The organism is Oceanobacillus sojae (assembly GCF_900162665.1).
GTDB lineage: Bacteria > Bacillota > Bacilli > Bacillales > Amphibacillaceae > Oceanobacillus > Oceanobacillus sojae_A.
This window is the reverse complement of sequence record NZ_LT727813.1, coordinates 239,832-265,283: the sequence shown is the minus strand read 5'-3', so window position 1 is coordinate 265,283 and position 25,452 is coordinate 239,832. Positions and strand designations below refer to the sequence as shown.

General features: G+C 38.0%; 22 protein-coding genes. 12 read left to right on the top strand and 10 right to left on the bottom strand.

What is annotated here, in order from left to right:
* Positions 1 to 18 precede the first annotated feature (18 nt).
* On the top strand, positions 19 to 1,194 hold the full coding sequence (locus BN1068_RS18560; RefSeq protein WP_077604339.1) for an FtsW/RodA/SpoVE family cell cycle protein: 1,176 nt from the start codon (positions 19 to 21) through the stop codon (positions 1,192 to 1,194).
* A 66-nt stretch (positions 1,195 to 1,260) separates the two neighbouring features.
* On the opposite strand, the gene BN1068_RS18555 is transcribed toward BN1068_RS18560, so the two are convergent.
* Entirely contained in the window at positions 1,261 to 2,424 is a 1,164-nt protein-coding gene (locus BN1068_RS18555) for a CBS domain-containing protein (RefSeq protein WP_077604338.1), read from the bottom strand.
* A gap of 295 nt (positions 2,425 to 2,719) precedes the next feature.
* Entirely contained in the window at positions 2,720 to 4,654 is a 1,935-nt protein-coding gene (locus tag BN1068_RS18550; protein ID WP_077604337.1) for an ABC-F family ATP-binding cassette domain-containing protein, read from the bottom strand.
* Positions 4,655 to 4,985: 331 nt separating this feature from the next.
* Here BN1068_RS18550 and BN1068_RS18545 point away from each other — a divergent pair, with 331 nt between their 5' ends.
* Positions 4,986 to 5,621, top strand: a complete 636-nt coding sequence (locus BN1068_RS18545; protein ID WP_077604336.1) for a redox-sensing transcriptional repressor Rex — start codon at positions 4,986 to 4,988, stop codon at positions 5,619 to 5,621.
* Between the two features lie 114 nt (positions 5,622 to 5,735).
* On the opposite strand, the gene BN1068_RS18540 is transcribed toward BN1068_RS18545, so the two are convergent.
* Together BN1068_RS18540 and BN1068_RS18535 are read right to left on the bottom strand one after the other, a co-directional pair.
* The gene (locus tag BN1068_RS18540; RefSeq protein ID WP_077604335.1) at positions 5,736 to 5,930 is read right to left on the bottom strand and encodes a YdiK family protein; all 195 of its coding nucleotides are present in this window, start codon (positions 5,928 to 5,930) and stop codon (positions 5,736 to 5,738) included.
* 1 nt (position 5,931) lies between these two features.
* Positions 5,932 to 6,636, bottom strand: a complete 705-nt coding sequence (locus BN1068_RS18535; protein WP_077604334.1) for a CPBP family intramembrane glutamic endopeptidase — start codon at positions 6,634 to 6,636, stop codon at positions 5,932 to 5,934.
* Between the two features lie 511 nt (positions 6,637 to 7,147).
* Here BN1068_RS18535 and groES point away from each other — a divergent pair.
* Both groES and groL read left to right on the top strand, forming a co-directional pair.
* On the top strand, positions 7,148 to 7,429 hold the full coding sequence (groES, locus tag BN1068_RS18530) for a co-chaperone GroES (RefSeq protein ID WP_040983890.1): 282 nt from the start codon (positions 7,148 to 7,150) through the stop codon (positions 7,427 to 7,429).
* Positions 7,430 to 7,487: 58 nt separating this feature from the next.
* A complete protein-coding gene (gene groL, locus BN1068_RS18525) occupies positions 7,488 to 9,119 on the top strand; it encodes a chaperonin GroEL (RefSeq protein WP_077604333.1) in 1,632 nt (543 codons plus the stop codon).
* Between the two features lie 230 nt (positions 9,120 to 9,349).
* On the opposite strand, the gene BN1068_RS18520 is transcribed toward groL, so the two are convergent.
* Complete coding sequence (locus BN1068_RS18520; protein ID WP_077604332.1) at positions 9,350 to 9,835, bottom strand: hypothetical protein; 486 nt, start codon at positions 9,833 to 9,835, stop codon at positions 9,350 to 9,352.
* Positions 9,836 to 10,328: 493 nt separating this feature from the next.
* On the opposite strand from BN1068_RS18520, the gene BN1068_RS18515 reads away from it, so the two are divergent.
* The 4 genes from BN1068_RS18515 (at position 10,329) to tkt (ending at position 16,153) form a co-directional block, all read left to right on the top strand.
* On the top strand, positions 10,329 to 12,380 hold the full coding sequence (locus BN1068_RS18515) for a BglG family transcription antiterminator (protein ID WP_077604331.1): 2,052 nt from the start codon (positions 10,329 to 10,331) through the stop codon (positions 12,378 to 12,380).
* On the top strand, positions 12,377 to 12,658 hold the full coding sequence (locus tag BN1068_RS18510) for a PTS sugar transporter subunit IIB (RefSeq protein WP_077604330.1): 282 nt from the start codon (positions 12,377 to 12,379) through the stop codon (positions 12,656 to 12,658). Before BN1068_RS18515 ends, BN1068_RS18510 begins: the two co-directional genes overlap by 4 nt.
* 42 nt (positions 12,659 to 12,700) lie before the next feature.
* Positions 12,701 to 14,047, top strand: a complete 1,347-nt coding sequence (locus tag BN1068_RS18505) for a PTS ascorbate transporter subunit IIC (RefSeq protein ID WP_077605161.1) — start codon at positions 12,701 to 12,703, stop codon at positions 14,045 to 14,047.
* A gap of 108 nt (positions 14,048 to 14,155) precedes the next feature.
* Positions 14,156 to 16,153: a transketolase gene (gene tkt / locus BN1068_RS18500; protein WP_077604329.1), complete on the top strand. Its 1,998-nt coding sequence runs from the start codon at positions 14,156 to 14,158 to the stop codon at positions 16,151 to 16,153.
* A gap of 160 nt (positions 16,154 to 16,313) precedes the next feature.
* Here tkt and BN1068_RS18495 read toward each other — a convergent pair whose 3' ends face one another.
* Positions 16,314 to 17,111: a MurR/RpiR family transcriptional regulator gene (locus BN1068_RS18495; protein WP_077604328.1), complete on the bottom strand. Its 798-nt coding sequence runs from the start codon at positions 17,109 to 17,111 to the stop codon at positions 16,314 to 16,316.
* A 120-nt stretch (positions 17,112 to 17,231) separates the two neighbouring features.
* Between BN1068_RS18495 and ptsG the strand changes: the two genes are divergently transcribed.
* The 3 genes from ptsG to BN1068_RS18480 all read left to right on the top strand — a co-directional run bounded on the left by ptsG (position 17,232) and on the right by BN1068_RS18480 (position 20,795).
* The gene (ptsG, locus tag BN1068_RS18490) at positions 17,232 to 18,782 is read left to right on the top strand and encodes a glucose-specific PTS transporter subunit IIBC (protein ID WP_077604327.1); all 1,551 of its coding nucleotides are present in this window, start codon (positions 17,232 to 17,234) and stop codon (positions 18,780 to 18,782) included.
* Positions 18,783 to 18,959: 177 nt separating this feature from the next.
* Complete coding sequence (locus BN1068_RS18485; RefSeq protein WP_077604326.1) at positions 18,960 to 19,637, top strand: N-acetylmannosamine-6-phosphate 2-epimerase; 678 nt, start codon at positions 18,960 to 18,962, stop codon at positions 19,635 to 19,637.
* A gap of 441 nt (positions 19,638 to 20,078) precedes the next feature.
* Positions 20,079 to 20,795: a YqjF family protein gene (locus BN1068_RS18480; protein ID WP_077604325.1), complete on the top strand. Its 717-nt coding sequence runs from the start codon at positions 20,079 to 20,081 to the stop codon at positions 20,793 to 20,795.
* A gap of 99 nt (positions 20,796 to 20,894) precedes the next feature.
* Here BN1068_RS18480 and phnE (BN1068_RS18475) read toward each other — a convergent pair whose 3' ends face one another.
* From phnE (BN1068_RS18475) to BN1068_RS18460, 4 genes are all read right to left on the bottom strand, one after another.
* Positions 20,895 to 21,698 (bottom strand): phosphonate ABC transporter, permease protein PhnE, encoded by an 804-nt coding sequence (gene phnE / locus BN1068_RS18475; RefSeq protein ID WP_077604324.1) that lies wholly within the window; start codon positions 21,696 to 21,698, stop codon positions 20,895 to 20,897.
* Positions 21,695 to 22,495, bottom strand: coding sequence for a phosphonate ABC transporter, permease protein PhnE (gene phnE, locus BN1068_RS18470; protein ID WP_077604323.1), 801 nt, complete (start codon positions 22,493 to 22,495; stop codon positions 21,695 to 21,697). Before phnE (BN1068_RS18470) ends, phnE (BN1068_RS18475) begins: the two co-directional genes overlap by 4 nt.
* On the bottom strand, positions 22,488 to 23,264 hold the full coding sequence (gene phnC, locus BN1068_RS18465; protein ID WP_077604322.1) for a phosphonate ABC transporter ATP-binding protein: 777 nt from the start codon (positions 23,262 to 23,264) through the stop codon (positions 22,488 to 22,490). Before phnC ends, phnE (BN1068_RS18470) begins: the two co-directional genes overlap by 8 nt.
* A gap of 142 nt (positions 23,265 to 23,406) precedes the next feature.
* A complete protein-coding gene (locus tag BN1068_RS18460; RefSeq protein ID WP_077604321.1) occupies positions 23,407 to 24,297 on the bottom strand; it encodes a phosphate/phosphite/phosphonate ABC transporter substrate-binding protein in 891 nt (296 codons plus the stop codon).
* 184 nt (positions 24,298 to 24,481) lie between these two features.
* On the opposite strand from BN1068_RS18460, the gene BN1068_RS18455 reads away from it, so the two are divergent.
* Positions 24,482 to 25,303, top strand: a complete 822-nt coding sequence (locus BN1068_RS18455; RefSeq protein WP_139344887.1) for an HAD family hydrolase — start codon at positions 24,482 to 24,484, stop codon at positions 25,301 to 25,303.
* The last annotated feature ends 149 nt before the right edge of the window (positions 25,304 to 25,452 follow it).

The following is a 25,452-nucleotide window of genomic DNA, read 5'->3' as shown; positions in this document are numbered from 1 at the left end:
AAATTTGGTGGGAATCCGATGAATAAAAAACAAAATTATTACTTTCAAACCGATTTAATCTTATTATTGATAGCTTTTGCGATAATAAGTTTTTTGGCGATATATAATGCACAGCAATTAGGACAATACGCTGATAATAACTTTTTACTGAAACAAATGGTTTTTTACACAATTGGTATTGGCATGATTGCAGCTGTGCAATTTTTAGACTTGGAGCAGTTGTATAAAACAAGTCTCTATATTTATTTAGCAGGTGTTATTTTATTAGCATTTATCCCTATTAGCCCAGATTTTATTGCAGCTCCGCGAAATGGTGCAAAAAGCTGGTACACTTTTATACCTGGACTGACTATTCAGCCTGCGGAGTTTGTTAAGATATCTACAATTCTTTTTCTGGCAGCAGTAATTAGTAAACACAAGGAAAAATTTGAAGTAAGTACTTTAAAGACAGATATTCAGCTGCTTGGGAAACTGCTGTTGTATACTGCAATCCCGGTGTTCCTGATTATGCTGCAGCCGGACTTTGGAACAGCAATGGTATATCTATTTATTACGGGCGTGCTGATTATTTTATCCGGGATCAATTGGAAGATCATATCTGCTCTGATTCTTTCAGGCGTTGCTGTTATAGCGGCTGCTTTATTTATTGTTATAGAGTTTCCGGGATTTGCTGAAGATACTCTTGGAGTAAAGCCTTATCAAATCAACCGTGTTATGACCTGGTTTGACCCGTCGCAGCAGTCACAGGATGCTAATTTCCACTTTGAACGTTCCCATATGGCACTTGGATCAGGTCAATTATTTGGGAAAGGCATGGGAAGTATTGAGGTAAACTACCCGGAAGCACAGACGGATTTTATCTTCTCTGTTATTGGGGAAAGCTTTGGGTTTGTCGGCAGTGCTTTTGTAGTTCTTCTTTATTTTATGTTTTTATATAAATTAGTAACGCTTGGATTAAACATATATAAACACTCCCCTTTTGGAGCTTATTTCTGTTTTGGGTTTTTAAGCTTAATGCTTGTCCATGTTTTTCAAAACATTGGTATGACAGTTGGAATTATGCCGATTACGGGTATCCCTTTACTTTTAATAAGCTATGGGGGAAGCTCGGTAATGTCAACGATGCTGGGTGTAGCAGTTATTTATAGAGTGGCCGTGGAAGAAACAATACAGAATGACTATTTATTTAAATAAAATTATAAAAGGAAAAGCGCATGAAAGATTTTTAAATCTTGATGCGCTTTTCCTTTATAATTAAAACTAACCTATAAATTGGTGCTCTACAGTATCCTCATCATGCACAGTAACAATTACTGATTCAATTTTTCCGTCTTTCACAGACTGTATGTTAAATAACAGATGTTTAAATTGTACTCTGTTCTGATTGTCAGACTGCTTAGTAATTAAATCAGATAAAAAGCTGTCTAATGTTTGGTGCGGTGTATCTATCGGAAACTCTATACCGAGTGTGCCTTCTAAAATAAATAAACTTGTGGATCCATTAATCAGATAGCGATTGCCGGTAAGAGGCAGAATATCCTTTGATTCAGCTGACATCGGTTTCTGATCCTCTAACAAATCTTTTGTAATATCTCTGATAATATCTTCTAATGTAATTAATCCATGTGTACCTCCAAATTCATCGAGAACAATGGCAATGGTATAATCTCTTTCCCTCATATCCTTAAAAATATCATCAATTTCCTGGTTCATTCTGACATACATAGCAGGACGGATCATATTTTTTAAGGAGAAGAAGGCAGGGGCCACACCTGTTTTTAGAACATGAAAGAAATCTTTCACATATAATATACCTGCAATTTGATCAATATCCTCTTCGTAAACAGGGATTCTTGTGAATTCTACCTCCTGAACAACGGAAAATACTTCTTCCAGTGTTGCATCTATTTGCAAAACAGTTAGATCAGTACGATGGGTTGCAATTTCTCCTACGTCTTTTCCGCTGAATTCAATAATATTCTGAGCTTCACCCTGGTTTTTATTCGAAGGTGTTTGTAAATTTATCGCCGCTTTCCCGATGGAGTTGCGGAATATCAGAGATAATCCTTTCCTGACAAGCTGAGGATTATTTTTAGTCAGCCACTTTGGTAATGAAAATCCCAAACTGATCCAAATTCCAAATAATAGCATGCTAAAACCAAACACAATAATGAATTCATTTATTGCTTGAGAGAATATCGAAACAGAATTGGAGAAATAACGGGCAATTGGAAGAGAAACAGCCACAGTAAGCCATGCACTGCTGAAGAGACCGAGAAAAATGACTGCAAAGGGAAGAAAACGAAGAACAGATTTTGAACGTACTTCTTCATTGATCGGGGCAGATAACATTGTTTCCTTGAGAGCGTAGTACGTCAAACTGGAAAGAATAAAGAACAAAAAAGTAACGATGGGTATCGCCACGGGACAACAACCTCCATTTATTACATTAGATTATTTATCATAGGAAGAGTGATTACTTCTTTAAATCTGTACAGTTTATAAAGTGAAACTTCAACCAGTGGGAGCTTTTCATTCCCACTGGTTGTTAGTTGAACCAATCGGGCCGTTACTGGCTGTTTGATCACCTGCTTAGAATTTTTGGTCTTTCTCTATTCATGAAGCGGGAGTCTTACAGCCAGTTACACTGCGGTAAAAAAAGCAGGCCATCACTATGCCTGCTCTCAGTATACAACAATCTGAAAATTATATCAATTACTTAATTCTCTTCCAATACTGCCCATTCATTCATAAAAACGTCCAGATCTTCTTTTAAAGCGGATAATTTATCGGTTAATTCCATCGTCTTTTTATGGTCATCAAATACATCCGGATTGGTCATTTCCAGTTCAACCGCAGCAATTTCTGTTTCCTTTTTTTCAATCAATGTTTCGAGCTCTTCAATCCGTCTTTTTCGTTTACGTTCCTCGCGTTGACGCTGTTTTTCTTCCTGAAAGCTGAGCTTTTTTGCAGAGGAAGCTGGCTCTTCCTTATCTGTCTGCTGTTCTTGTAATTTCAACAAACGCCGTTCTTCTTCCTCTGCCTTTTTCTCTAAATAATAATCATAGTCGCCAAGATATATTTTTATACTGCCAGCCTGCATTTCTGCAACTTGGTCAGCAATCCGGTTAATAAAATAACGGTCATGAGAAACAAATACAATTGTGCCAGGGAAATCAATTAACGCACTTTCCAATACTTCTTTACTATCAATATCTAAGTGGTTTGTCGGCTCATCAAGTATTAGTAAATTTGCCTTTTGCATTTTTAATTTTGCCAGAGCCAGTCTTGATTTTTCACCGCCGCTCAGCGCTGCTACAGGCTTTAATACATCTTCACCGGAGAACAGAAAATTTCCCAGGATAGTACGAATATCCTTTTCATTAATTAAGGGATAATCATCCCACAGCTCCTGAAGTACCGTTTTATTAGAATTTAAATTCGCCTGCTCCTGATCGTAGTAGCCTACTTGGACGTTTGTACCTAATTGTATCTCACCATGCTTCGGCTGATGCTTACCTACAATATTTTTTAATAACGTTGTCTTGCCGACACCGTTCGGGCCAACCAATGCAATTCGGTCACCGCGGTTGGCGTGAAGAGAAATATTCTGAAAAATCGGCTGGTCTGTATCAGGATATTGAAAAGCTAAATCCTTTATTTTTAATACATCATTTCCACTTAAACGGTTAATCTGAAAGGAAATAGATGCAGAGGATTCATCGCCGGAAGGCCTATCGAGGCGTTCGATCTTTTCAAGTTTTTTTCGTCTGCTTTGTGCACGCTTGGTTGTTGATGCACGTGCCAGATTACGCTGGATAAAATCCTCCATGCGCTTAATCTCTGTCTGCTGCTTCTCAAATTCTTTCTTCTCCTGCTCATAATCAAGTGCTTTCTGGGTTAAATAATTACTATAGGTTCCATGGAACTTTTTGGAATGGTGCCTGGAAATTTCATAAACAATCGATACGGTTTTGTCTAAGAAATAACGGTCATGGGAGACAATAATAATAGCACCTGGATAATTTACTAAATAGCCTTCTAACCATGTGAGTGTGTCAATATCCAAATGGTTTGTTGGTTCATCCAGGATAAGCAGCTGCGGTTTTTGCAGGAGGAGCTTGCCGAGTGCTAGTCTTGTTTTCTGTCCGCCGCTTAAATCGGTAATCAAAGTATCATAATCATAATCTCCAAAGGATAGTCCATTTAGTACGGACTTAATTTCTGCCTGATACGTATATCCGCCGCTCAATTGATAGTCATTTTGAAGCTTGTCATATCTTTCGAGCAGCAGTTGATACGCTGCTTGATCCATTGCAGCGGAATCTGCCATCTGTGATTCCAGTTCACGTAATTTTTTCTCCATTGCCAAAAGCGGAGTAAATACATCCAGCATTTCCTTCCAAATGGTTTTACCGGATTCTAAAGTCATATGCTGTGAGAGATAACCGAATGTTAAATCTTTCGGTTTGAAAATCTCTCCACTATCATATGAGGTTTCACCTGCCATTATTTTTAGCAGTGTGGACTTGCCGGCGCCATTTCGGCCGACTATTGCAATACGCTCATTATCTTTAATCTCAATTTTTATATTAGAAAGAATCTCTTCTGCTCCAAAGGATTTTGAGATTCCATTTAATTGCATTAAAATCATTATTGCCATCCTTTCTGACTCATAAAAAAGCTGTTCAAATAGTAAATAAAATAATGAAAGGATACATGCAGTTACTATCCTTTCTTTTTGAACAATCCTGTAAAAGGGGAATAGGGTTCCCTCTATAAGTGTAACGTATCCAAATAGAAGCTACAATAAAATTATAATAAAGTTCGCCAACTCGGCTCTATTTCTGTTAATATTAATAGTATAGAGTGCGCTGACACATTATTTATTTTTTTGAAATACAAAGAAAACTTATATTTACAAATATTTGATTATGGTAAAATGTATGTTTTCTATACTTAGTAACTGAAGAGAGGCCGTTTCAATGGAACAAAATAAAATTCCACAGGCAACAGCAAAGCGTTTGCCTTTATACTATCGATTTCTCAATAATTTATATCAGCAGGGAAAGCTGCGCGTATCTTCTAAAGAGTTAAGTGATGCTGTTAAAGTAGATTCTGCAACAATCCGCAGAGATTTTTCCTACTTTGGAGCTCTTGGGAAAAAGGGATATGGATATAATGTTGAGTATTTATTAGGTTTTTTTAAAAGTACACTGGACCAGCATGAGATAACCAATGTTGCTTTGATCGGTGTTGGAAATCTGGGTACTGCATTTTTACATTATAATTTTTTAAAGAATAATAATATTCGGATCACAATGGCGTTTGATGCAGACGCATCAAAAGTAGGGACGGAGGTTGGTGGAGTTCCTGTTTATCATGTGGATGAATTAGAGGAAAAAATAAAAGGAATTGAGGTCGCCATCTTAACTATTCCGGCTGAAGAAGCGGATGCTACTGCCAAGAGGCTTGTTGATTTAGGTATTAAAGGAATCCTGAATTTCACGCCGGCACGTATTACTGTTCCAAGTCATATTCGGGTACACCATATTGATTTAACAGTAGAATTGCAATCGCTTGTATATTTTCTCAAGCATTATTCCCTGGAAAAAGAATAGGATAGCCAGGAGCTTGACATGCGATCCTTTTAAAAGGGATTTATCATCCCTTACAAAAAAACTAGCCCTTTACAGGTCTTCTAAATAGAAGGAGACTGCTTAAGAGCTAGTTTTTTATTTTTTATTCTTTATTTTATAATAGAATCGCAGCATCCGGAAACCGGCATAAAAATTTAATGCTGCAAATGCGGCCAATATTAGTGTAATCGTATCCCAGACAGTTGCTCCTTTACTCTGGATACCGAAATAAACAAATAAAGCCCCAAACAATACATAAATAATTGCTTTAATTAAATAAGGTCGATGCATATTAACCTCCAAAGAAGATAAGTTGTAATTGATCAAGCTGCCGTTGAATTTCTTCCGGATCCAACGAAAATTGAACCAGCACGACAAGAGAGTTCATGCCCGCATGAACAATGATCGGCACAATGATCCGCTTTGTCTGCACATATAGGAAAGCAAAAACAAAACCCATTGATGCGTATACCATTATATGCATGAAATCCAAATGAATCACGGCAAAGATAAGGGAAGAAATAAGTGCGGCAAAGAAAAAGTTCATTTTTTTATAAAGTGAACCAAAAATAATTTTCCGGAAAATTATTTCTTCCAATATTGGTGCGAGAATGGATGGCAGGATAATAAAGATAGGTGCAATGCGGGCCAAATTCATAAGTCCCTGTGTATTCTCTGAACCCGGGTCTATCCCAAATACCTCTAATTCAATTGTAGCAGCCAACCCTTGAGCAAGAAGTGCCATAATGATACCGAGAACAGACCAGACAATAATAGCGCCGGCACCAGCAGCATCCGGATGAGCACGAAGCTGCATATCCGGTTTCAAGAACCAAAGAACAATGACAAGACCTGCAGTAAAGCTAAAAACAGCCCAATAAATATTGGCTAGCACCGGATCTGCATGAAATACAAATACCAGTAACGGTACGGCAAGGTAAACAGAGAATTGCATAATGATATATGTAAGCATGACATATATATATCTTCGAGTCATAAAAACGCTCCTTTAATTTAAAATCAAAAACAGCTGTAAAAAGCATTGGAAAGAGGAACTGCCCGTCTTGTCCAGTAAAGCGGAATCCATCACAAATGATTTTATCGGGGCAGATAATCGTAGCCCCGATCTAAGACATGCAAGTTCATCATAACGTATATTCTAACACACCTGTCACTGAAAATTATAATCAGAAGTACACGAAATCATGCATCAAACGCTGAAAAAAATCTATTCTGCATATTCTTCGTATAAAATTACTCCGAACTTTTTATGATGGGATGAGTCATCACTGCCTAAAAAAGTATTTTATCATAGTAAAAGTTTAAAGTATTAAGTGCAGGAAAAAAAACATATTCTCAAAAATTGAATATAAGTTTTTCTAAAAATTCAACATCATGATGCTTGCATTTTTTGCAAGAATTAATTATTATATTAATTGGAGTTAGCACTCGCTCGATAAGAGTGCTAATAAAAATAAAATGATTTGGAATTAAGGAGGCAATTCTACATGATTAAACCATTAGGAGATCGTGTTGTTATCAAACTTGTTGAACAAGAAGAAACAACTGCAAGCGGAATCGTACTTCCAGACTCTGCAAAGGAAAAACCGCAAGAAGGTGAAGTAGTTGCAGTGGGATCTGGACGTGTGGAAAATGGAGAAAAAGTTGCTTTAGAAGTTTCTGAAGGAGACCGCATTATTTTCTCTAAATTTGCTGGTACTGAAGTGAAATATGAAGGTACTGAATACTTAATTCTTCGTGAAAATGATATTTTAGCTATTGTAGGCTAAACAAATATACGATGAATCTTTAATGAAACCCTGAATCAATTTGAAGGAGGAATTTTTAATGGCTAAAGATATTAAATTTAGTGAAGACGCTCGCCGTGCAATGCTGCGTGGTGTTGATACATTGGCAGATGCAGTAAAAGTAACATTAGGGCCTAAAGGCCGCAATGTGGTTTTAGATAAGAAATTCGGTTCACCGCTAATTACTAATGACGGTGTAACAATCGCAAAAGAAATTGAATTAGAAGATGCATTTGAAAACATGGGTGCACAGCTTGTATCCGAAGTGGCTTCTAAAACAAATGATGTTGCCGGTGACGGTACAACAACTGCAACGGTACTTGCTCAAGCAATGATCCGTGAGGGACTTAAGAACGTTACTTCCGGTGCTAATCCAGTTGGAATCCGCCGCGGTATCGAAAAAGCAGTAGCATTAGCTGTAGAAGAATTAAAAAATATTTCTCAGCCAATTGAAAGTAAAGAAGCAATTTCTCAAATTGCAGCTGTATCTTCAGGCGATAATGAAGTTGGACAATTAATCGCTGAAGCAATGGAACGTGTTGGTAATGACGGTGTTATCACTATTGAAGAATCAAAAGGCTTCAACACAGAGCTTGAAGTAGTGGAAGGTATGCAATTTGATCGTGGATACTCTTCTCCATATATGGTTACTGACCAGGATAAAATGGAAGCAGTATTAGAAGATCCATATATCTTAATTACAGATAAGAAAATTGGAAACATCCAGGAAGTATTACCAGTATTAGAACAAGTTGTTCAACAGGGTAAACCGCTTCTTATGATTGCAGAAGATGTAGAAGGCGAAGCACTTGCTACATTAGTAGTAAACAAATTACGTGGTACATTCAACGCTGTAGCTGTTAAAGCTCCAGGATTCGGTGACCGTCGTAAAGCAATGCTTGAAGATATCGCTGTTCTTACAGGTGCAGAGGTAATTACAGAAGATCTTGGTCTGGATCTTAAATCAGCAACAATCGAACAATTAGGTCGTGCTTCAAAAGTAGTTGTAACAAAAGAAGACACTACAATTGTTGAAGGTTCCGGTGATCCACAAGCAATTTCCGGCCGTGTTGCTCAAATCCGTGCACAAGCTGAAGAAACAACTTCTGATTTCGACAAAGAAAAATTACAGGAGCGCCTGGCTAAATTATCTGGCGGTGTAGCAGTAATCAAAGTTGGTGCAGCTACAGAAACAGAGTTAAAAGAACGTAAACTTCGTATTGAAGATGCGCTTAACTCTACCCGCGCAGGTGTCGAAGAAGGAATGGTACCAGGAGGCGGTACAGCACTTGTAAATATTCACGGTAAAGTAAGCGATCTTAACCTTGAAGGCGATGAAGCAACTGGCGCAAGCATCGTATTACGTGCTTTAGAAGAGCCGGTTCGTCAAATCGTTCACAACGCTGGATTAGAAGGTTCTATTATTGTAGAGCGTCTAAAAGGTGAAAAAGTTGGTATTGGTTACAATGCAGCTACGGATGAGTGGGTAAACATGGTTGAAGCTGGTATTGTTGACCCAACAAAAGTAACTCGTTCTGCACTTCAAAACGCAGCATCTGTAGCAGCTATGTTTCTGACTACTGAGGCTGTAGTAGCAGATAAGCCTGAAGAAGGCGGAGCTCCTGCAATGCCTGATATGGGCGGCATGGGTGGAATGGGCGGAATGATGTAAGTCATTCGCTTGAACGTTGATACAACAACGGTTTGAGCGGTCTAATGAATTAAATGACCGCATTTTAACCGCATTTCATTAAAAATTAAGCAAGTTATTCATGAGACTTCCGAATTTTTCGGAGTCTCTTTTTAATGTTCTTGAACCCCCCTGCATAGCAGGGGGGTTCAAGAACATTAATAAAATGAAATTCAGCCCTTCACTTGATTGTGAGGGCTTTACATTCAATCCTATAGCCTGCGAAGTATTGCACCAAATCCAAGTAAAACTAATACTTTAAACACATTGTTAGCTATATCACCTATCAAAATATAAAAGTTGACCATCTGGTTTACACTGAGATGAGGATTAGCAAGCATAACAGTAACATACCTATATACGATATCTCCAATATAATAAATTAAATATATAGTTGCGAGAACTGTGAAGACGTTCGCTATATTTGCTAAGAGCTTGTTTGTCTTTTCATTACTTTTTCTCAAAACATTAATAAGTTTGTAGAGGACTAGACTAATCCCAAGCAAAACTACTACCCTAAATCCGGCACTAGCTACATCACTTAAAAAACTAACCCAACGAAAATTTGAGACATCTAATTCAAGATTAATAGTTAAAATAAAATTTCGTTCAAAGATTCTATACATTCCATATATCAAATATAGCAAAGCAAAAATTGCATAGGCGCTTGCCGTATCTCTAAGTTTCCCGTTTTCCATCCTTATTCTCCTTTATTTTTCCTTGCATTTTATTTTACCATACGAATCCAGCGCATCCATAATTTCCACATTAAGAATTAGACAATACATTTGGAAACAGCTTTCATCACTACAAGCTGCTAAGAACAACATCATACCTGCTAATAAAACTAATAATTTCTTCAAAAAATCGAGCTCTTATAATTTATATAAATAAAAGATTAGGCTTAAACAACTTTTACTTAAAGAAAGGTTATATCCTGCGGTCTTCTAAAATACATAATGATAACCGAATAGTTTACTCAATGAATACTATCCATATTTTACAAGTCTTAAGAAGATCTCCTGAAGTATCAGTGTAAAACTATACCGAGTCTGTCTGCTAATTAAAGTACAATTTTAACAAGAAAAGGAAAGCACAATCTATGTAATCTATCCCGCCATAAGTTGTGCCTAAACGTTGTTGTGACAGCGTTGTAAGCGTTTTATAATTATAGTGAGAGGTGAGAGTAACATGTTAGATCAGCGCTCCATTCGACTAGTTGAAGAAATAATGAACCATGAACAGATTACAAAGCTGGAGCTGATGCAGCAGTTAAAATTATCCGACCGACAGCTGATGTATGACTTTGAGAAGGTGAACGGAATATTGGAAGATTTCAATATTCCGAAGTTAGAAATCAATCATCGATACTTTCGGATTTCGGCAGAAGCGAAAGAAGTTTTAAGGGAAAAATTACATTCTGACAGGAGCATAGGGCGATATAACTTTTCAGAGGATAATCGAATTTATATGATTTATCTTTACATTTATATAAGAAAAGAGCCTGTGTCTAATTTCCACTTGCAATCTCTGTTTAAAGTAAGTAAAAACACCGCTCTAAGTGATGTGCGCAGGTTAAAAAAGAATTGTCAGGAGAAGGGACTGATCTTCAGGTACAGCCGAAATGAAGGATACTGTATTGAAGGAAATGAGATGGGGAAACGAAGAAGTGTTATTTCATGTATCCACCAATTGTTAGGCCAATCCATGGGAGAGGAATTTATCATTTATATTCTCAGAGCATGGAATGAGGAGGAGTCTCTAAAACAGACAAGGGATGTCATGCAAAGATGGCTTGCAGAGCATGGGGTGCAATTAGTTAAAACAAGAAAAATGGAACTGATTTATTATTTTACATTTTTCCAGGCAGGCGGAAAAGAGGAATTATTCTTTTTGGAGGAAGAGAAGGATTTGCTGTTAAAACAATCTTTACTTCCCTTGGCAGATTCTCTTTCTGAACAGTTATATGGAGAGCAGAGAGCAGCACAAGAAGTATATCTTGTAACAATTTTGTTGTTAACAGCAATAGAACATATTCAACGGGTGGACACCCCTGAGCTATTAGCATTATCAGAGGAGATTATTGAGGAATTTGAAAAAAATACACTGCTTCCTGTGAAGAATAAACAGCTCTTGAAAGAAAGTTTATTTAATCACTTAGTTCCTGCCTACTTCCGAATTTTATTTGAAATTCCTTTTCATAATCCTTTATCAACAACTATCCAATCGGAGTATGCTGAGCTGTTCCAATTTGTAAAACGCTCCTTATCACCACTGGAGAGTTGGACAGGAAAAGAAATAAGCGAGGATGAAATTGGATTCTTCACCATGCATTTTGGCAGTATTATTGATCGTCAAAATACAATGGAAATTGGACGGGTTACGGGGTTAATTGTTTGTGCAAATGGAATTAGTTCGTCAATGATGCTCGCTTCTCAACTGAAAGAATTATTTCCGGAAATCTATTTTTCAGAGGTGTTTAATGGAGATCAATTTGCTGATATATCTGTGCAAAACTATGATTTAGTATTTTCCACCATACAGGTAGAATCTTCCAAGCCGACATTTGTAGTGAAGCCATTGATGACGCAGGTGGAGAAGAAGCATTTGCTGCAGTCCGTTTATAAACATTTTCCTAAATTATCGAGCCATTCAAAGCATTTAATGATTGATGAGATTATGACTGTGATTAAAAATAATGCAACAGTTACCAATGAAGAAAAGCTTTATGGAAGTCTCGTTCAATTGTTTTATGCAACAAGTAATCAAAAAGAGGTGTATAAACCTATGTTATCCGAGTTATTGACAAAAGATATGATTCAAATCACAGAAGAGCAGCTGGAATGGGAAGAAGCAATCCGTAAAGCTTCTATTCCATTACTTGACCAAAATAATATTCAAGAATCCTATGTAGAAGCCATGATTAACAATGTGAAAGAATTGGGGACTTATATCCACGTTGGAAAAGGTGTAGGTATCCCCCATGCAAGACCTGAGAATGGTGTAAATAAGTTGGGTATGTCCATGCTTAAATTAAAAAGACCAACTGCATTATTAGGAAAAAAAGAGCACCAGATTGATTTAATCATTTGCTTAGCAGCAGTGGATAATGAAGCGCATTTAAAAGCTTTGGCTCAATTAACCAAAATATTAGGAAGTGCTTCTTTTATCAACCGTTTGAAAGAAACAGCTTCAATAGACGAAATGATATCTATTATTCAAGAGGGGGAAAAGGTGTTATGAAAATTTTAACAGTGTGTGGATCAGGGTTAGGTACGAGTTTTATGGTAGAAATGAATATTAATCAAATTTTACAAGAATTAGGCGTAACGGGGATAGAGGTTGCACATTCAGATTTGAGTTCAGCAACTCCGGGTGATGCGGATGTCTTTTTCTTAGCGAAGGATATTGCTGACGGTGGAAGTCATTTAGGTGAAGTGATTGTTATGGAAAGTATTATTGATATGGATGAACTGCGTGAAAAGGTAGAGAAATTGGTACGTGAAAAAGGTTATCTATAAAAAGTCACTTAACTGAAAAGGGAGGTTTTCCATGTGAGTACAATGATTGATATTTTAAGTGAACCGGCGATACTTGTAGCTTTAATCGCTTTAATTGGTTTAATTGCTCAGAAGAAAGGTATTGCAGATACCGTTAAGGGAACAACAAAAACTTTTGTCGGTTTCCTTGTTATTGCAGCTGGTGCCGGCATTTTGTCTGGATCTTTAACACCATTTGGATCGATGTTTGAAGAGGCTTTTAATGTATCTGGTGTCGTGCCGAATAATGAAGCAGTAGTTGCTTTAGCTTTAACGGATTATGGAACAACAACAGCCCTGATTATGTTTTTTGGGATGATTGTCAATATATTAATTGCCCGTTTTACCAGATATAAATATATCTTCTTAACAGGACATCACACGCTTTATTTAGCTTGTATGCTGGCTGTTATTATGGCAGTTGCCGGCTTTAATACATTCGGGTTAATTGCGGCAGGATCAGTTGCTTTGGGGATTGTAATGACATTATCTCCAGCAAGCTTACAGCCTTTTATGCGTCAATTAACAGGAAATGATAATGTTGCGCTTGGTCATTTCAGCGCTGTTGGCTATGCAGCAAGCGGATTAGTTGGAAAACTATTTAAAGGAAGTAAAGAAACGTCTACAGAGAATATTAAATTTCCGAATGGGTTAGGATTTTTGCGGGATAGCACAGTAAGTATTGCTTTAACGATGATAGTAATGTATTTAATTGTTGCTTTATTTGCCGGTCCGACATTTATTGAAGCGGAATTAAGCGGAGGTACAAACTTTCTGGTATTTTCATTAATTCAGGCGGGGACATTTGCTGCAGGGGTATTTGTCATCCTTTCTGGGGTACGTCTTGTACTTGCTGAAATTGTACCAGCATTTAAAGGTATCTCTACAAAACTGGTTCCAAACGCCAAACCGGCATTGGATGTTCCTATTATTTTCACTTATGCACCGAATGCTGTATTAATTGGCTTTTTTGCCAGTTTTCTTGGAGGTATTGCAAGTATGGTAGCTATGATTTTCTTAGGAGGAGTAATTATTCTTCCAGGGGTAGTTCCTCACTTTTTTACCGGAGCAGCAGCCGGAGTGTTTGGTAATGCTACCGGAGGGTTTAAAGGGTCTGTCGCCGGTGCATTTGTCAACGGGATTATAATTTCCTTCTTACCAGTTTTCTTAATGCCGGTACTTGGAGATTTAGGCTTTGCAAATACAACCTTCTCGGATGCTGACTTCGGTGTATCAGGTATCTTCTTTGGAAGTCTGGCAAACTATGGCGGACCAATTGCCATTACGATTAGCTTAGCAGTAATTATTCTGCTGATGATTATTCCAGGGAAAAAGAAGAAGAATCAATCGCAGCAGTCGAAAGTAGGTTAAGCAGAAAGGGAAGATAGAGAACAAGTACATATAAGTGAGAAATATTTATATGCACTTGTTCTGTCATATTATCAAACGAATTTCATCTTATATTGGAGGTAAATTTTTATGACTACGAAGAATTACACTATTTCAGAACTATCCATTAATACAATTCGAACACTGACAATTGACAGTGTAGAGAAAGCGCAGCATGGACATGCTGGAATGCCAATGGGAGCAGCGGCAATGGCTTATGCTTTATGGAAAAAGCATTTAACGATTAGTCCGGAAAATCCAAGCTGGTTTAATAGAGATCGATTTGTACTCTCGGCAGGGCATGGGTCTAATCTTCTTTATAATTTATTACATCTGTCCGGTTATCCTGTTACTATTGATGATTTAAAGCAGACAAGACAGTGGGGAAGTAAAACACCTGGGCATCCAGAATACGGAATTACTCCCGGAGTAGAGGCAACTACAGGTCCATTAGGTCAAGGCATCCCGGTCAGCGTGGGGATGGCTATTGCTGAAAAACATTTAGCTGAGGTTTATAATAAGCCTAACTATAAAATAGTGGATCATTATACGTATACGATTTGTGGTGACGGTGATTTAATGGAAGGCGTTTCCTATGAAGCTATCTCCCTTGCAGGACATCTTCAGCTGGATAAGCTTATTGTTCTCTATGATTCTAATGATATCAGTTTAGATGGTGATTTAGATATTTCCTTTAGCGACCATATTCAAAAACGTTTTGAAGCAGCCCGCTGGCAGTATTTAAAAGTGGAAGATGGTAATGATGTAGAGGCAATTTCAAAAGCGATTGAAGAGGCGAAACAAGATCAGGAACATCCAACTGTTATTGAAATAAAAACAACCATCGGATACGGCTCTCCCAGTCTACAAGGAACGCATCATGCACATAGTGATCCATTAGGAAAAGAGGAAATGGAACGTACGAAAAAAGCATATAGGTGGGAGCATGAACCTTTTCATGTACCAGAAGAAGTATATGCTGATTTCACATCCATTAAAGAGAAAGGGAAATCTGCCGAGAAGAACTGGCATCATTTGTGTGAAGCCTATAAAGCAGATTATCCTGAACTTGCAGAGCAATTAAAACGAATTGTTGACGGCGAACTGGCTGATGACTGGGATACAGAACTCCCAGCATATTCTCCAAGAGACACACTGGCAACACGAGTAGCATCAGGGGACACATTGAATAAATTAGCACAGAAACTCCCTGAATTTATAGGCGGTTCTGCTGATCTGGATTCCTCTACGAAAACACGGTTAACGAACGAAGCAGATTTTAAAAGAGGTCAATATCAAGGAAGAAACCTCCGTTTTGGTGTTCGGGAGTTTGCAATGGGGGCAATTGCCAATGGCTTAGCACTTCATCATTTACGTCCATTTGTCAGCACATTCTTTGTATTTTCGGACTATCTGCGTCCGGCAATCCGTTTAGCCTCTTTAATGGAGCTGCCAGTTACGTATGTATTCACACATGATTCTGTGGCGGTAGGGCAGGATGGTCCGACCCACCAGCCAATCGAGCATTTAGCATCCTTCCGGGCAATGCCGGGATTGTCTGTGATTCGTCCGGCAGATGCAAACGAAACGAAAGAGGCGTGGAAGCTGGCTGTAGAAAATACTTCCCAACCGACGATGCTTGTTCTTGGCAGACAAGGTTTACCTACATTAAAAGGTTCAGCAGAGCTTGCCAAAGAGGGGGTTGAAAAAGGTGCTTATGTGATTTCTGAAGCAGCTCAAGCGCCTGAAGGAATGCTGATTGCTGTGGGATCAGAGGTCAGTTTAGCTGTTGAAGCCCAACAAGAATTAGAAAAGCAAGGTATATTCGTTAATGTTGTAAGTATGCCAAGCTGGGACCGTTTTGAAAAACAATCGGAAGCTTATAAAGAGAGTGTTCTCCCCAAAAATATAAAAAAACGGGTATCCGTTGAAATGGGTTCTAAGCTTGGCTGGAGAGAATACGTCGGGGATAGCGGAATCGTTATGAGTATTGATTCATTCGGCGCATCTGCACCTGGAAATGAAGTTATTGAAAGATATGGCTACACGGTTGAAAATGTAGTTAATACGTATAAGAAATTATATTAAAGAAAGACTGAAACAAAAAATAGTCTAAATAGGAAATAACAGTTTAGCATATTTACAATTAAAAACGAAAAAATAACATTCATTTACCCCGATCATTCAAGGATAAACGGATGTTATTTTTTTATTGCAGGAAATTATCTTTTTCCCGTGTAAATTTTTATTAACTATATTTATTAATGGCATCTAATGTTTTTTGCCGTACATGCATTAATTCTTCGTTGTTAAGCAATTTATATGTTAGTAGATCAAGCAAAAAGAGACCGGGTAACTGAGAGTTAATAAAATTAGGATCATCGATGTATCTATAGCTTGAAATAAGAATAACCTCGTCAGCAAACTTCGTTAATACAGTTTGTTCGAAATTCGTTACGACGATCACTGTCGCTTTATTGTTTTTTGCTATCTTTGCTGCGTCGATAACTGGCTTCGTTTTACCGGAATTAGAGAAACAAACGATTAAGTCGTTTTCTTGCAGCAGACTGCTCTTCATTAATAAATCATGTGCATCCGTCACAGATTCAGAGGAAATCCCCATTCGGTATATTCTGCTGTTGAACTCATGTGCAATCAATCCAGAGTTGCCAATCCCGCAAAATAACACCTTATTTTTACTTGAAATGAGTTTTACAATTCTATTTGTCTGTTCCTCGCTAAAAAACTGCTGCGTGGATTTAATAATTGTTTGGTAATAGTTGTAAACTGTTTCAAATGTGTGATCACTTTTCTTATTTTCTGTACTGGCTCCAATCAAAGAAAATTTCATTTGTTGAAACGTATTGAAATCAATTTTTTTGCAAAATCTGGTTATACTAGCTGGAGATACCTGAATCGCTTCAGATAATTCAATAATGGTTTTATCACGAATGGAAGTTTTATTGGCAAGTAAATATTTGGTTATTTTTTTATCAATATCTGTCAATGAAGAATTGTATTTTTGAATCCTATTCTCAAAATTCAACGGATTTCTCTCCTTTCTAAACGCTGACTAATTTCATCATACCATCAAATAATATATTGACATAGATGAAAGCGTTTGTTAATATAATCGTGAAAATAATTTTCTTTAGGGGTTAAGTATATGAAAAAGTTTTTCGGTAAGGCGCAGCAATTTGGAAAATCATTTATGTTACCTATTGCAATTCTTCCTGCTGCAGGTCTTTTTTTAGGAATTGGGGGGGCTTTATCTAATCCAAATACAATTAATGCGTATCCAATCTTGGATCAATTCTTGCTCCAGGCGATTTTTACGATAATGAGCTCTGCAGGGGACATTGTGTTTGCGAATTTACCAGTGATATTTGCAGTTGGCGTAGCCATTGGAATGGCAAGGTCAGATAAAGGTACAGCTGGTTTAGCTGCTTTAATTGGTTACTTAGTAATGAATGCAACGATAAATGCTATTTTACTGATTACCGATAATTTGGCTGCAGATAATCTTTCCGCAGTTGGGCAGGGTGTTACCTTAGGAATTCAAACATTAGAATCTGGCGTTTTTGGCGGGATTATCGTTGGGATTATGGCAGGTTTATTGCATAACCGGTTTAATAAAATTGAGTTGCCGCAATTCTTAGGATTCTTTGGCGGATCACGATTTGTACCAATTGTAACTTCTTTTGCTGCAATTATACTCGGAACAATAATGTATTATGTATGGCCGATGATTCAAACTGTCATTTTCAGCTTTGGAGATATCGTTAATGCAACCGGGTATATTGGGACATTTTTCTATGGATTTATTTTACGTATGTTAGGACCGTTCGGGCTACATCATATTTTCTATCTTCCTTTCTGGCAAACAGGTCTTGGGGGAGCTTTAGAAATAGGCGGGCAATTAGTACAGGGTACACAAAACATCTTCTTTGCGCAGTTAGGTGACCCGGAAACGACAAAATTCTTTGAAGGCACCTCACGTTTTATGTCTGGACGATTTATTACGATGATGTTTGGTTTATTAGGTGCAGCTTATGCTATTTATCGTACCGCGAAGCCAGAAAATAAGAAGGTTGTCGGTGGATTAATGCTGTCAGCTGCATTAACTTCTTTTTTAACTGGAATCACAGAGCCATTGGAATTCTCATTCTTGTTTGTTGCTCCATTACTCTATGTAGTACATGCGATTTTTGATGGTTTGGCATTTATGCTGGCTCATATTTTCCAAATAACGATTGGACAAACATTCTCTGGAGGATTTATTGACTTCATATTGTTTGGAGTATTGCAAGGAGAAGCATTAACTAACTGGATGTACGTTATCCCAATCGGTATCATTTGGTTCTTCTTATATTTCTTTACGTTCACATTCTTAATTAAGAAGTTTAATTTTAAAACACCTGGACGCGAAGACAAGAAAGCAGAAGATGATACGACGGTTCAAACAGCTCAGGTATCTGGCGCAGAACGGCCAACTGCGATTATCCAAGCGTTGGGTGGAAGAGAGAACCTTGTTGATGTCGATAATTGTGCAACAAGATTGCGTGTCACGGTTAAAGATGGTGAAATGATAAATAAAGAAGCTCTGCAAGAAACGGGCAGCAGAGGGGTTATTGTGAAGGGTGAAGGAGTACAGGTCATCTACGGTCCCCAGGTTTCTGTTATAAAGAATGAAATTGAAGAAGAACTAGAGAAATAATAGAGGATGTTCAAAAAGTCCAATAAAGAAGACTCGGCGAATTTCTGCGTTGACGAATATTTTTCAATACTCACGTATTATAAAGCATACGCTCCGTTTGAAAAATATTCGTCGCCTTGAACTTCTTGGTCCTATTTATCGGACTTTTTGAACACATAATAATAGGAGTTGAACGTTTTGAAATTACCAAATAATTTGATCGTATCGTGTCAAGCGCTGGAAGATGAACCGCTTCATTCATCTTTTATCATGAGCAAGATGGCGCTGGCTGCTGCTCAAGGTGGAGCAAAGGGAATACGGGCTAATTCAAAAGAAGATATTATCGAGATAAAGAAAGAAGTTTCTCTTCCTGTTATTGGAATTGTAAAACGAAACTATCAAGGATCAGATGTCTATATTACTGCAACGAGTAAAGAAGTAGACGAATTAATGGAAAGCGGCTGTGAAGTGATTGCGATGGACGCGACGATTAGTGAAAGACCGAAAGAATCATTGAAGGAATTAGTTAACTATGTGAGAGAGCACGCCCCGCATATTGAACTAATGGCGGATATATCCACTATTGAGGAAGCAATTACAGCTGAAAAGCTGGGGTTTGATTACATTGGAACGACATTGCATGGCTATACCAAGCATACTAAAGGTAAAAAAATATATGATCAAGATTTTGCCTTTCTAAAAGAAGTATTGCAAGCAGTGAAAAAACCAGTAATTGCTGAAGGAAATATTATAACACCAGATATGCTGAAGAAATCCTTTGGATTAGGAGTGCATGCAACCGTTGTTGGCGGTGCGATTACAAGGCCAAAAGACATTACAAGCCGATTTGCTAATGAAATCAAAGATTTGCTTTAAAATCGGCTGATACTTATAACGAATGTCAAGGACTATTTGAGGGAATTGAGACAATTATAAGCAGTAAAGGGATTCTTTTACTCGTTTCTGGTGAAGCAAAAGCAGATGCAACGGCAAAATGGTTAAATGGTGAAGTGTCTGAGGATTTCCCGGCATCCATTTTAAAAAAGCATGAGCATGTAAGGATTATTGCAGGTGAAGCGGCATTAAGTAATGCTGAAGATAAATAACCTTTCTAAAAAGCTTTTAATTATAAAAGCTGGAGATTGTGAGAAAATATCGAAAACGAAAAATAGTGACTTTCTGCTGTTGAGTGGGAGGGCACTATTTTTATGATAACTAGCTCTATTCCTTCAGAACTTATTTTAAAAATTCAAAGAACGTGGAATACTAGGAAAGAAGCAAGCCTAAATAAAAATACTGATAAAGGAAAGGCTTCAAATGATGAGTGAAAAAATAACTCAAAAATTAAATAACTCTTTTCCCTGGGTGCTGCTCCAAAAATGGGAACACATCTTATTCCTTCATTATCCGATATCACCTGAAACTATAAAAATGTACCTTCCAAAAGAAGTAGAACTGGACACATATAATGGGCAGGCGTGGATCAGTATTGTCTCTTTTAAAGTCAGTAAAAATCGCCTTCGTTATTTACCAAGGGTTCCTTATATACACCCAATGCTGCAAATAAATGTAAGAACTTATATAAAGAGGAAAGGAGAAATGGGCGTTTTTTTCTTTACAATGGATACAAATAAATTATCTGCTGCTTTGGGAGGGAGGATAGTAAACGCTCCTTTTCTTCATGCAGATATGGTTATGAGAAAATATGCAAACACATATCGAATATACAGTACCCGCAAAGGGAAGTTGTCTGCTGCATTTCAGACAAGCTATTCTCCAGTGGGACATGCTTTCTATCCTGAAAAACAGAGTCTGGATTATTGGCTGCTGGAGCGGTATATTTTCTGGTCTTATAAAAATGGCAGGTTATATCGCGGGGATATTCAGCATGACCGATGGGAAATCAGAAATGCTGAGGTAAATATAGAAAAACAATCTTTAGTTTTACCGGAAAATACTATCGGAGAACCCCCATTAGTACATTATGCCAGTTCTAAGGTTGCGCTGAATGGAGTAATTAAAAAAGTAAAATGAGAAGCTTTTTTGGCAATTCTATTAATAAAAATAAGATTCCATGTCAGATCAAAACCTTACATGGAATCTAAATTTACTTTTTTATAAAGCATTTTGAAACTAAACGAGCCGCTTCCTGATCTGCGCACTAATAATATCAATCAGCGTAACGACAACAATAATAACCAGTAAAATTAATCCAACTTCAGACCAGTTCCGGTTTGTTGTTGCTATGGTAATCAGGGTTCCAATACCTCCGGCGCCGATAATACCTAAAATGGTGGAGGCGCGGACGTCAATTTCAAACCGGTAAATTGCATAGGATAAAAATTCAGGAATAATTTGTGGGATAATTCCATAAAACAATACCTGAATCTTATTTGCCCCATTTGCCTCCAATGCTTCAACTACATTCATATCGATGGATTCAATAACCTCACTATAAAGTTTACCGAGCATCCCGATGGAGCCGATTGCGATAGCAATAACCCCGGCAAAAGGTCTCGGGCCTACTGCTGCTACGAACATTAAAGCTAAAACAAGCTCCGGAAAAGCACGAATAGCATTCAATGCCCATTTAGAGGCTGTGTTTAAAAACTTGTTTTTTACCATATTACGTGCAGCAAAGAAGCCAAAAGGAATAGCTAATATTGCTGCCATCAGAGTACCTGTATAAGCCATCAGCAAGGTCTCCCACATAAGCCCCATTACTTTCCCGAAGGCAGACCAGTCGGGGGAAAACAGCTGAGGTATAACACGTGTTAAACTTTCAATAGTATGCTGGCTGAAAACACGGCTCCAGCGGATTTCAATACTTGTAAACGTCCAGATATAGATGGCGAGAAGAATGATGCCAATAACATAAGGTCTCATCTTTTGCCAAGGTGTTTTCTTCTGTTTAGGAGGTAACGTAAATTCTGTCATATTAGTCGCTCCCTTATTTTGTTACTGATGTAATCAATAATCACAACGGATATAAAGATAATAATAATAATTGTCATTACGTTTGGATAGTTGGCCCAGCTCACCTGCTGGTTTAACAGAAGACCGATACCGCCCGCTCCTACAAAACCAAGCACAAGGGAAGCGCGGACGTTTACTTCAAATACATACAGTCCAAACGAAACAAATTGAGGGAGTACTTGCGGTATGACTGCATATGCGATAACCTGCATTGTATTTCCGCCTGAAGCACGTATTGCCTCAATTGGATTCATATCAATGGATTCAATGGTTTCGTACAATAACTTAGCGAGTAATCCTAAAGAGAAAATAATTAACGCCATAATCCCCGGAAAGACACCAACGCCAAAGATGCCCACGAAGATCAATGCAAGTAATATATCCGGGATAGTACGTAACACGTTCATAATAAAACGCACCGGCAGATGGATAAATGGATTTGGAAAAAGATTAGCAGCCGATAATAAACTGATTGGAATACTGATCAGGGCAGCGACTGTTGTTGCAATAATTGCCATATGTAAGGTTTCGATCAACTGCGGCATCACAGTTGATGCATAGCTCCAATGTGGTGGAAACAGGCTTTTGGCAATATTAATAAAACCATTTTTCCCACTCCATAAATCAAGAAGAGAAGATTCTGTTTTTATCGAAGTAAAAAGATAAAAACCAACAATGATGATGAAAATAGCAGATATCCGTAATTTCGTTTTATTGGATGATATGCCCTGCAATGTTGGTTGATTTGTTTTACTCATCATCAGAACCTCCTACCCGGTCCTCATCACGAATTTTTCTTCCGTAAATCTCTTCGAATGTTGCTTCATTTACATCACTGACAGGCCCGTCATACACGACTTCACCTGCTCTCATCCCGATAATTCGGTCCGCATATTCCATTGCCATATCAATAAAATGCAGATTGACAATGGTAGTGATATTGTCTTCTTTATTTACTTTCCGCAAGTAGGTCATTACCTGATGGGATGTCGGCGGATCGAGTGATGCAACCGGTTCATCCGCAAGAATAATATTTGGCTGCTGGGTAAGCACACGGGCTATGGCAACCCTCTGCTGTTGACCACCGCTTAATTGATCAGAACGCTGATATAATTTATCAGCTATATTTACCCGCTGTAAACTGCGGTAAGCCAGTGCCTGGTCTTCTTTTGGGTAAAGGTTAAACAAGCTTTTCAGTGTTCCTGTATGACCTAAGCGGCCGGAAATAACATTTTTCATTACGGAGGAGCGCTTCACGAGATTATAATTTTGAAAGATCATACCGACTTTTGTCCGCAGTTTACGAAGGTCCCGTGAGCCGTATTTTAAAATATTCTCATTATCAATCAGCAGTTCTCCGCCAGTAGGCTTCACCAGCCGATTTATACTGCGGATCAATGTTGATTTCCCGGCACCGGATAATCCGACAACAACGACAAATTCACCGGGATTGATTTGGATATTGATATTTTTCAAACCTTGCGTTCCATTCGGATAAACAAGGGAAACATCTTTAAACTCTATCATAATGGAAATCTCCTTTTTTGTTTAAGGATTAGCAGGAATCTGCGGAGATAAAGTGTGTCCTATAGATTCTAAGAGGAAGATTTTTCATTCCTCTTAGAATCAGACAGGAATACCTTAATCTTCATTTTGACTACAGTATGGTTTACTCATCAAACTGATCCTGGAATTTACTATAAACATCGCGGACGATATCATATTCTTCATCTGTCGCTTCATCAAGGCCAGTCCAGTTATACACTTCATCCATTACGTTAATCATTTCTTCATCGTCATTAAAGCCCATGAAAATTTCTTTGATCTGTTCTACTTCTTCTTCGCTTAACAGATTTGTATTTGCACTGATTGTGTCATTAGGAATTGGTTCAGTGAAATCTAATGGTACGAGGTCGTCCATTGCTTCCGGATAATCCTCTACTATGTTTGTACGTGCATCCTCGAATGTTGTTGCAAAGTCTGCATCTCCCTCCAGGACAGTAACCAGGGCCGCATCATGCGAGCCGGTCTGGATTTGATTGCTGAAGTATGTCTCTAAATCTTCTACACCGTAGTCATCCATAAGCTGTGCTGCCGGGAATAAATATGCGGATGTAGATCCCTGGTCAGCAAATGCCCAGATTTTACCCTCCAAATCTTCTAAACTGTCAATATCTGAATCTGCACGGACAGTATATTGAGCACGATAAGATGATTCTCCGTCACGGATAGATTTTGCAAAAACTTCTACTTGATCGTAGCGGTCAGTTGCCTGAACATAACCAAAAGCGGGAATAAAACCAATATGAACCTGGTCATTGCCTAAAGCTTCTACGAGTCCGCTGAAATTTGTCATTACACGGCCTTCCACATCACGGTCAAGCTCTTCCTCCAGACGTTCTACCATTGGCTCGATATTGTCTGCAATCTTGTCAGAATCGGTTGAAGGAACAAATCCTAAGATAAGCGTGTCATCCCCATCACCTGAATCAGAGCCGCATGCGGCCAGCATAACTGCCAAAATTAATGTGAAAAATAAGAATATTCCTTTTTTGAACAATCTATTTCCCTCCCGGTGAATTTATTTCATTTCATATTTATTATAAGTGATTGGGATAGAAGAAATCTACAGAATTTTGATGAATTTTATCAAAATGCGGAATTATTTGTAATTTAAAAGATTATTTTTACTCTTCCGGATATGTAACATATGCTATGATGAAAGGGATTGGGGGACGTATATAATGTTAAAAGATTATAAGCTGGTTATCTTCGATTTAGATGGCACACTATATGAAGGAACAGAGCATTTTGATTATTATGCTAAGCTGCTGCAAGAAAAAGTAGCGCCTGCCTATCAGGCCGACTATTTGCGCGAGTATGAAGCGATGAAGGCAGGAAAGCACCTTGTTTCTATTGGGAAGGTGTATGATGCTGCCCGTGATTTGGTTTTAACTATAGATTCTTTAACCTTTGAGGTCTCCGCAGCATATCGCTGGAATGGTGAAAAATTGTCTGAGACTGAGACGCAAGAATACTATCCCGGGCCGCAGCAATTTGATTTCAATCATTTGGTTGCTATTGGAGATGGCTGGTGGCTGCCTTTTGCCAGTGCAAAGCATTATGGGGTGGAAGAAAACTACAGCAGTTATTTGGCAACAAAAGAATTCATGGTATCAGATGATTTTACAATAGAGAAGCTGGAAGGCCTACGCACTTATTTATTGCAATTAAAAGAAAAAACACAGATTGTATTGTTGACGAACAGCGATCGGGAGGATGTAACACGTTTATTAAATGAACTTGATTTAACAAATATCTTTGACCATATGATTACCTCAGCGAAAAAACCTGCATACACAAAGAAATGGATGGAGCACCTGATTGAACAGTATGAAATTGAACCGGCTGAGGGGGTATCAGTCGGGGATAACTTTATTAATGAAATCGCTCCGGCACTGTCATTGGGCATGGATGCAGTTTATATTCAGCCGCATGGTCATGATGAAGAGAGAGACGGATTGAAGGTAATAGATTCTTTAACGGATTTTAGTAAACAAAGATAGTTATCTGTATTTTGAAGGGAAAGCTGCAAAATATAATATAAAGGGGAAAGGGAATTAAAGGAGTAGTAGTGAGCTGAGCCTATAAACTAAATTTATTTCAGTCAGGGGCTGTACAACCAAATTTATGAAATTCTGTATTGAATAAGTGG

What these genes read in the sequence shown, in the direction of transcription:
- BN1068_RS18545 (WP_077604336.1), top strand. Translation starts at nt 4,986, where the DNA reads ATGGAACAAAATAAAATTCCACAGGCAACAGCAAAGCGTTTGCCTTTA.
- BN1068_RS18505 (WP_077605161.1), top strand. Translation starts at nt 12,701, where the DNA reads ATGATTGATATTTTAAGTGAACCGGCGATACTTGTAGCTTTAATCGCT.
- groL (WP_077604333.1), top strand. Translation starts at nt 7,488, where the DNA reads ATGGCTAAAGATATTAAATTTAGTGAAGACGCTCGCCGTGCAATGCTG.
- groES (WP_040983890.1), top strand. Translation starts at nt 7,148, where the DNA reads ATGATTAAACCATTAGGAGATCGTGTTGTTATCAAACTTGTTGAACAA.
- tkt (WP_077604329.1), top strand. Translation starts at nt 14,156, where the DNA reads ATGACTACGAAGAATTACACTATTTCAGAACTATCCATTAATACAATT.
- BN1068_RS18520 (WP_077604332.1), bottom strand. Translation starts at nt 9,835, where the DNA reads ATGGAAAACGGGAAACTTAGAGATACGGCAAGCGCCTATGCAATTTTT.
- phnC (WP_077604322.1), bottom strand. Translation starts at nt 23,264, where the DNA reads ATGATAGAGTTTAAAGATGTTTCCCTTGTTTATCCGAATGGAACGCAA.
- BN1068_RS18540 (WP_077604335.1), bottom strand. Translation starts at nt 5,930, where the DNA reads ATGCATCGACCTTATTTAATTAAAGCAATTATTTATGTATTGTTTGGG.
- phnE (WP_077604324.1), bottom strand. Translation starts at nt 21,698, where the DNA reads ATGACAGAATTTACGTTACCTCCTAAACAGAAGAAAACACCTTGGCAA.
- BN1068_RS18515 (WP_077604331.1), top strand. Translation starts at nt 10,329, where the DNA reads ATGTTAGATCAGCGCTCCATTCGACTAGTTGAAGAAATAATGAACCAT.
- BN1068_RS18510 (WP_077604330.1), top strand. Translation starts at nt 12,377, where the DNA reads ATGAAAATTTTAACAGTGTGTGGATCAGGGTTAGGTACGAGTTTTATG.
- ptsG (WP_077604327.1), top strand. Translation starts at nt 17,232, where the DNA reads ATGAAAAAGTTTTTCGGTAAGGCGCAGCAATTTGGAAAATCATTTATG.
- BN1068_RS18480 (WP_077604325.1), top strand. Translation starts at nt 20,079, where the DNA reads ATGATGAGTGAAAAAATAACTCAAAAATTAAATAACTCTTTTCCCTGG.
- BN1068_RS18535 (WP_077604334.1), bottom strand. Translation starts at nt 6,636, where the DNA reads ATGACTCGAAGATATATATATGTCATGCTTACATATATCATTATGCAA.
- BN1068_RS18560 (WP_077604339.1), top strand. Translation starts at nt 19, where the DNA reads ATGAATAAAAAACAAAATTATTACTTTCAAACCGATTTAATCTTATTA.
- BN1068_RS18550 (WP_077604337.1), bottom strand. Translation starts at nt 4,654, where the DNA reads ATGATTTTAATGCAATTAAATGGAATCTCAAAATCCTTTGGAGCAGAA.
- BN1068_RS18455 (WP_139344887.1), top strand. Translation starts at nt 24,482, where the DNA reads ATGTTAAAAGATTATAAGCTGGTTATCTTCGATTTAGATGGCACACTA.
- phnE (WP_077604323.1), bottom strand. Translation starts at nt 22,495, where the DNA reads ATGAGTAAAACAAATCAACCAACATTGCAGGGCATATCATCCAATAAA.